This is a genomic window from Microbacterium sp. NPDC097977, assembly GCF_040302605.1.
In the GTDB taxonomy this organism is placed as follows: domain Bacteria; phylum Actinomycetota; class Actinomycetes; order Actinomycetales; family Microbacteriaceae; genus Microbacterium.
Genome location: NZ_JBEOUR010000117.1, coordinates 1 through 6071 on the forward strand (window position 1 = coordinate 1; position 6071 = coordinate 6071).

Below are 6071 nucleotides of genomic sequence, written 5' to 3' on the forward strand. Positions count from 1 at the left end.
ACGACGTGAGCGTCGAGCGCGAGGGGCGGGCCATCCTCCGCGACGTCAGTGTCGAGCTCACCGCGGCGACGACGGCGATCATCGGCGCCAACGGTTCGGGCAAGTCGACGTTCGCTCGACTGCTCAACGGACTCGTGCTCCCCTCGACGGGGACGGTGCGGGTGCACGGCCTGGACAGCAGGCGCGACACCGTCGCACTGCGGCGTCGGGTGGGCTTCGTGTTCACGGATCCGCAGGCGCAGATCCTCATGCCGACTCCGGCCGAGGACCTGGCGCTGTCGCTGCGCGGTCTGCCGCGCGCGGAGGTGGCGTCGCGGGTGTCGGCGGCTCTGGCCGAGCACGGTCTGTCCGACCACGCGCAGGTCGCGGCATCCGACCTCTCCGGCGGTCAGAAGCAGATGCTCGCACTCGCCTCGGTGCTCATCACGCAGCCGAGACTGGTGATCGCCGACGAGCCTACGACGCTCCTCGATCTGCGCAATGCCCGCAGAGTGGGCGACCTGCTGCTCGCGTGCGCGGCGCAGCTGGTCATCGTGACCCACGACCTGGAACTGGCGTCGCGCTGCGACCACGCCGTGCTCTTCGAGGATGGCGCGATCCACGCCTCCGGTGCACCGGCCGAGGTGATCGCCGCGTACCGAGATCTGTGCGCATGATCCAGGCGTATCGCCATGGCACGAGCGTCGTGCACCGGATGCCGGCCGGCGCGAAGCTCACTGTGCTCGCCGCGCTCGCGCTGACGCTGTCGGCGGTTCCGCACGGCGTGATGAGCATCACCCTGGCGCTGCTCGCGGTCGGTGTTCTGTATCTGCTGGCGCGGCTGCCGGTGCGGGTCCTCGGCACGGAGATCTGGCGTCTGCGGTGGCTCGTGCTGGTGCTCGGCGCGGCGCTGTGGATCTTCGTGTCCCCGCTGACGGCGTGGATCAACACGGGGAGAGTCGTCGCCCTCCTGCTGGCGGCGTCGCTGCTGACGATCACGACGCCCATGGAGCAGCTGGTGGCTGTTCTGCACCGCCTCCTCGTGCCCCTGCGGCGGTACGGCGTGAACCCCGATGCGGTGGCGATGACCATGTCGCTCGCGCTCACCATGGTCCCCGTGGTCGCCTCGTTCGCGTCCGACGTCAGGGACGCGCACCGGGCCAGGGGGATCCGGATCGATGCACGAGGGGTGGTGCCTCTGTTGGTGCGCACGCTACGCCATGCCGACGATGTGGGTGACGCGCTCGCTGCGCGCGGACTGACCTGAGCTGCCTGCGAGGCGCCCGGCGAACAGCAGTGCTCCCACCGTGATCGTCGCGGTGAGCACGGAGGTGCCGGCGACCAGCAGCAGCAGGACGCCGCCGAGTCCGAGAGCGGTCGCCGCCCAGACGCGCGTGCGCGATTCCGTGGGCGACGGCGAGGGGCGCGTCTCCACGCGGGTGAAGACGACGGCGACCAGAGCGGTGAGGACCAGCGCCGATGCGAGCCACAGCGGCCTGCTCGCCCACCACAGCGTGCTGCTCGGTGCGGGGAGTGCGATGCCCGAGGTCGCTGCCCATACGGCAGACATGCCCGCCATGGCGAGCAGCACGGGCATGTGCCACAGGTAGATCGTCATGGTGCGGCGGTTGACGAACGAGGAGAAGGCCGCAACGGCCGGACGCCGGCTGAGGGTTCTGATCCGGTCGCCGAGGAGGGAGACGGCGCTCAGATGCACGACCCCGACGAGCAGCAGGGCGGTGGTGGGCGGGTTGATGTTGGCGATCAGATCGGGGGAGTGGACGCCGCCGACGAACGAGCAGACCAGCGCGATCAGAGCGGCCGCACCGCCCAGGGCCCTCGTGCGCCCGTTCAGGCGGTCGAGAGTCCCGTCTGCGAGGAAGAAGCCGATCTGCTGCAGGGCGAGCCAGACGAAGGCGAGGTTGAAGAAGCCCACGCCCTCGAGTCCCGTCTGCGCGCGCACGGCGTCGACGACCAGCGCCGCCAGTGCGAGCGCGCCCAGCGTCGTCTTCGGCATCGACTCGTGGGCACGCGCGAGAGCCGGGAGCAGGGCCTGGCAGAGCAGGAAGACCGCGAGGAACCACAGCGGCTGGCCGTAGCGGAACCCCGCGATCAGGATCACCTCCGCCGGCACGCCGATCGCGCTCAGCACGCCGAGTGCGATCCCCACGACGCCGATCGTCACCACGGCCGGACGCAGCAGCCGGTGCACCCGGCCTGCGATGAAGGCGGATGCAGACGCGCCGCGGTCGCGCTGACGGCGGTACGCGAGCAGACCGGCGAATCCGCCGATGATGAAGAACAGCGGCATGACCTGCAGAAGCCAGCTCACAGGGACGATCCATCGGGTGCCCTCGCTCGCGTTGACGAAGACCGGAGCACCGTCGACGACCGTGACGCCGACCATGATCGCGTGCAGGAGCACGACCCCGACCACGCAGACCGCCCGAAGCAGGTCGATCCCGGTGTCCCGGCCCGCAGGGAGCCGAGACGGCGCGGCGGTGACCCGCGGTGTGTCGACGATGGCCATGGTGTCCTCCTCGGATGGGTGTCCGAGGAGCGTATGAACCCGGTGGCCCGCAGCGGATCACCCTGCGGGGCTGTTCGCACCCCTACCGTGGTGTGATGTCGGCACCGGTGCTCAGGCCGCGGGTTCGACCAGCCCGGCGTCGTACGCGAGGATCACGGCGTGCACGCGGTCGCGCAGGCCCAGTTTCGCGAGCACCTTGCCGACGTGCGTCTTGACCGTCTGCTCGGCGATGAAGAGGTCGGTGGCGATCTCTCCGTTCGAGCGTCCGCGGCCGATGAGCACGAGCACCTCGCGCTCGCGGTCGGTCAACTCCGCGAGCGCGGTCGCCGCCCGGGGCGTGCGCGGACGTCGTCCCGCGAACTGCTCGATCATCCGTCGAGTGACGCTCGGTGCGAGGAGCGCGTCACCGCCGGCGACCACTCGCACCGCGTGCACGAGCTCCTCGGGCAGCGCGTCTTTCAGCAGGAAGCCGCTGGCCCCCGCCTCGAGCGCGTCGTAGACGTAGTCGTCGATGTCGAAGGTCGTCAGCATCAGGATCCGGGGCACATGCGCCGCAGAATACCCCGGGCCCAGGATGCGGCGCGTGGCCTCGATGCCGTCCACCTGCGGCATCCGGACGTCCATGAGGATCACATCGGGGTCGAGCCTCGCGGCGAGGGTGACGGCCTCGGCGCCGTCGGCGGCCTGGCCGGTGACCCGGATGCCGTCGTGGGCATCGAGAAGGGCGGCGAAGCCCGCACGGACCATGGCCTGGTCGTCGGCGATGAGGACGCTGATGGTCACGGGATCTCCTGAGTTCGTTCGAGGGAGGCGGGGGGATTCGAGGGCGGGAGCAGGACCGGAAGCGTGGCCGCGACCTCCCAGCCCCCGTCGGACTGCGGCCCCGCCGCGAAGTCGCCGCCGAGCAGCTCGACGCGCTCGCGCATGCCGCGCAGCCCGTACCCGCCGCCCGTCGGGTTCACCGGGACTGCCGCGGCTCCGTTGCGGACGCGGATGCGGACGGTGTCGGCGTCTGACTGCACCCGCACGGTCGCCGGTGCGCCCGCGGCATGCCGCACCGCGTTGCTCAGTGCTTCCTGCGCGATGCGGAAGACGGCGATCTGGACGGACGGCGGTGCCTCGGTCACCGCTCCGGTGATCTCCAGACCGATCGTCACGCCCGCGCGGCGCAGGGTGTCGACCAGAGCCGGTATGTCGTCGATGCCCTGCTGCGGTGCGAGTTCGGCGGTCTGATCCTCGGTGCGCAGCACGCCGAGCATGCGTCTCATCTCGGTCAGTGAGGCGCGCGCTGTGGCCGCGATGCTGTCGAACTCCGCGGATGCGGTATCGCCGATCTCCGGCAGCCGGTACCGCGCCGTCGAGGCCTGTACCTGGATCACCGACATGCTGTGCGCGATGACGTCGTGCAGCTCGCGGGCGATGCGGGTGCGCTCCTCGACGAGGGAGCGCCGGGACTCCTCGAGTGCGGAATGCTCGCGCTCCCGGACGAGCTCGGCCGACACCCGCATCCGTCCCGCGACGAGGATCGCCACCAGGAACACCGCCGCGGCGACGGACACCGTGACGATGAGGTCCGCGGTCGCGGTGCCCGCCGTCTCGGGCGTCGCGACGATCTCCGGACGCAGCAGTGGAGCGGTGAGCGACAGGACCGCTCCGATCGCCAGAGGGAACGCTCCGACCCGCGCGCCGTGGACGTAGGTGGTGACCCCGACGAGGAGCACGAAAGCGAGGAGAGCGGGGACCGACCACGGCCAGGGGGACTCGGTCGCGCGCGTCGGGACCACCAGGAGCGGGAGGGTGAACGAGGCCGCGCAGAACATCCCGATGGCCCAGCGGGGGTGCGTGACGGACAGCAGCGGCGCCGTGCACACAGCGGCGGCGAGGATGAACGAGAGGGGGAGGGGCGTGCCGTACAACGCCGTCTGGATCGGCACGAGCACCGAGAAGAGAACGATGCCGGCTGCTCCGATGACGGCCAGGACGACGGTGCGACGTGCGATGCGGGGAGCGCGCGCGATGCGCCGTCGACGTGCCATGACTGTCATCCTGCCAGCTGCGCGACCGGGGCGCGCCGGCGTCGGGCGGCCGCGACTCGATCGATGACGACACCGAGGGCGAGCGCGACGACGACACCCACCCCTGCGCTGACCAAGGGCTGCTCCTGCACCCACGAGCCCGCGAGGAGCCCGATCGTCAGGCTGAGCGCACTCCAGCTCGCACCGGCCACGAGACTCAGTGGCACGAACCGTCGCCAGGGGAAGCGCAGAGCCCCTGCCGACATGTTGACGGCGACGCGCCCGACCGGGATGTAACGGGCGCCGAGGATCAGCGCTGCGGACCGCTGCGACAGCGCCTGCTCGGCATGGGCGAAGGTCGCGACGACGCGGGGACGCCGCATCCACGACCATCTCGTCGTGCCGAGCCTGCGACCGAGCCCGAATGCGATGTTGTCGCCCACGGCGGCGCCGAGGGCGGCGACCAGACCGAGCGGCAGCAGAGCCCACACGTCGCCCGCGGAGGCGAGCACCGCGGCCGCCGCCACGAGGACGGTCTCGCTCGGCACAGGGGGGAAGAACCCGTCGATGACGGTCACCGCGAACAGCACGGCGTAGAGCCAGGGGGAGGCGACGGTCTGCAGGATGAGCTCGTTGATGACGTCCACCTCAGAAGGTTAGGAATCAGAGGGGCGGCGGGTCATCACCCTGGGGTATCGACCGCATCCCCCCACGGAGGTAGATGTGCGGCGACGCATCGACGGAACACCCAGCGGAGCGATCTATACTGGGAGTTTGGCCGCTCGGCCGATTCCCCCTGAATGAACGGACATCCCGCTGTGCTTGCCGTGCACGAACTCGAGATCCGCGTGGGCGCACGCCTCCTGATGGAGAACGTGTCGTTCCGTGTGAGCGACGGAGACAAGATCGGTCTCGTCGGCCGCAACGGCGCGGGCAAGACCACCCTCACGAAGGTGCTCGCCGGCGACGTGCTTCCGGCCGGGGGCAGTGTCACCCGATCCGGGGAGCTGGGTTATCTTCCGCAGGACCCCCGCTCGGGAAATCCCGAGGACCTCGCCCGCACCCGTATCCTCGATGCGCGCGGTCTCGGGCAGCTCAACCTCGGCATGACGGAAGCGGCTCTCGCCATGGGATCGGACGATCCCGTCGTGGCCGACAAGGCGATGAAGCGCTACGCGCGCCTCACGGAGGAGTTCGAGGGGCAGGGCGGCTACGCGGCCGAAGCCGAAGCCGCGTCGATCGCCAACAACCTGTCGCTGCCCGACCGCATCCTGGACCAGCCGCTGTCGACCCTGTCGGGTGGACAGCGTCGCCGCATCGAGCTCGCGCGGATCCTGTTCTCCGACGCCGAGACGATGATCCTCGACGAGCCCACCAACCACCTCGACGCCGACAGCGTCGTGTGGCTGCGGGAGTTCCTGAAGAACTACAAGGGCGGGCTGATCGTGATCAGCCACGACGTCGAGCTCGTCGGCGAGACGGTCAACCGCGTGTTCTACCTCGATGCGAACCGTCAGATCATCGACACGTACAACATGAACTGGAAG

At 70.2% G+C, this 6071-nt stretch carries 7 protein-coding genes; 3 read left to right on the forward strand and 4 right to left on the reverse strand.

Annotation, left to right across the window (positions count from 1 at the left end):
• The first annotated feature begins 5 nt into the window (after positions 1–5).
• Both ABTZ43_RS16695 and ABTZ43_RS16700 read left to right on the forward strand, forming a co-directional pair.
• Positions 6–656 (forward strand): energy-coupling factor ABC transporter ATP-binding protein, encoded by a 651-nt coding sequence (locus ABTZ43_RS16695; RefSeq protein WP_350539589.1) that lies wholly within the window; start codon positions 6–8, stop codon positions 654–656.
• The gene (locus ABTZ43_RS16700) at positions 653–1246 is read left to right on the forward strand and encodes an energy-coupling factor transporter transmembrane component T family protein (RefSeq protein ID WP_350539584.1); all 594 of its coding nucleotides are present in this window, start codon (positions 653–655) and stop codon (positions 1244–1246) included. Before ABTZ43_RS16695 ends, ABTZ43_RS16700 begins: the two co-directional genes overlap by 4 nt.
• Here the strand turns inward: ABTZ43_RS16700 and ABTZ43_RS16705 are convergent.
• From ABTZ43_RS16705 to ABTZ43_RS16720, 4 genes are all read right to left on the reverse strand, one after another.
• Positions 1193–2509 (reverse strand): acyltransferase family protein, encoded by a 1317-nt coding sequence (locus tag ABTZ43_RS16705; protein WP_350539585.1) that lies wholly within the window; start codon positions 2507–2509, stop codon positions 1193–1195. The genes ABTZ43_RS16700 and ABTZ43_RS16705 overlap by 54 nt on opposite strands.
• A gap of 111 nt (positions 2510–2620) precedes the next feature.
• Positions 2621–3292 (reverse strand): response regulator, encoded by a 672-nt coding sequence (locus ABTZ43_RS16710; protein ID WP_350539586.1) that lies wholly within the window; start codon positions 3290–3292, stop codon positions 2621–2623.
• On the reverse strand, positions 3289–4545 hold the full coding sequence (locus ABTZ43_RS16715) for a sensor histidine kinase (protein ID WP_350539587.1): 1257 nt from the start codon (positions 4543–4545) through the stop codon (positions 3289–3291). The genes ABTZ43_RS16710 and ABTZ43_RS16715 overlap by 4 nt, the downstream gene beginning before the upstream one ends.
• 5 nt (positions 4546–4550) lie before the next feature.
• Positions 4551–5171, reverse strand: coding sequence for a DedA family protein (locus tag ABTZ43_RS16720; RefSeq protein WP_056418106.1), 621 nt, complete (start codon positions 5169–5171; stop codon positions 4551–4553).
• Between the two features lie 171 nt (positions 5172–5342).
• Between ABTZ43_RS16720 and ABTZ43_RS16725 the strand changes: the two genes are divergently transcribed.
• On the forward strand, positions 5343–6071 hold a 729-nt coding region (locus ABTZ43_RS16725), incomplete at its 3' end, for an ATP-binding cassette domain-containing protein (RefSeq protein WP_350539588.1).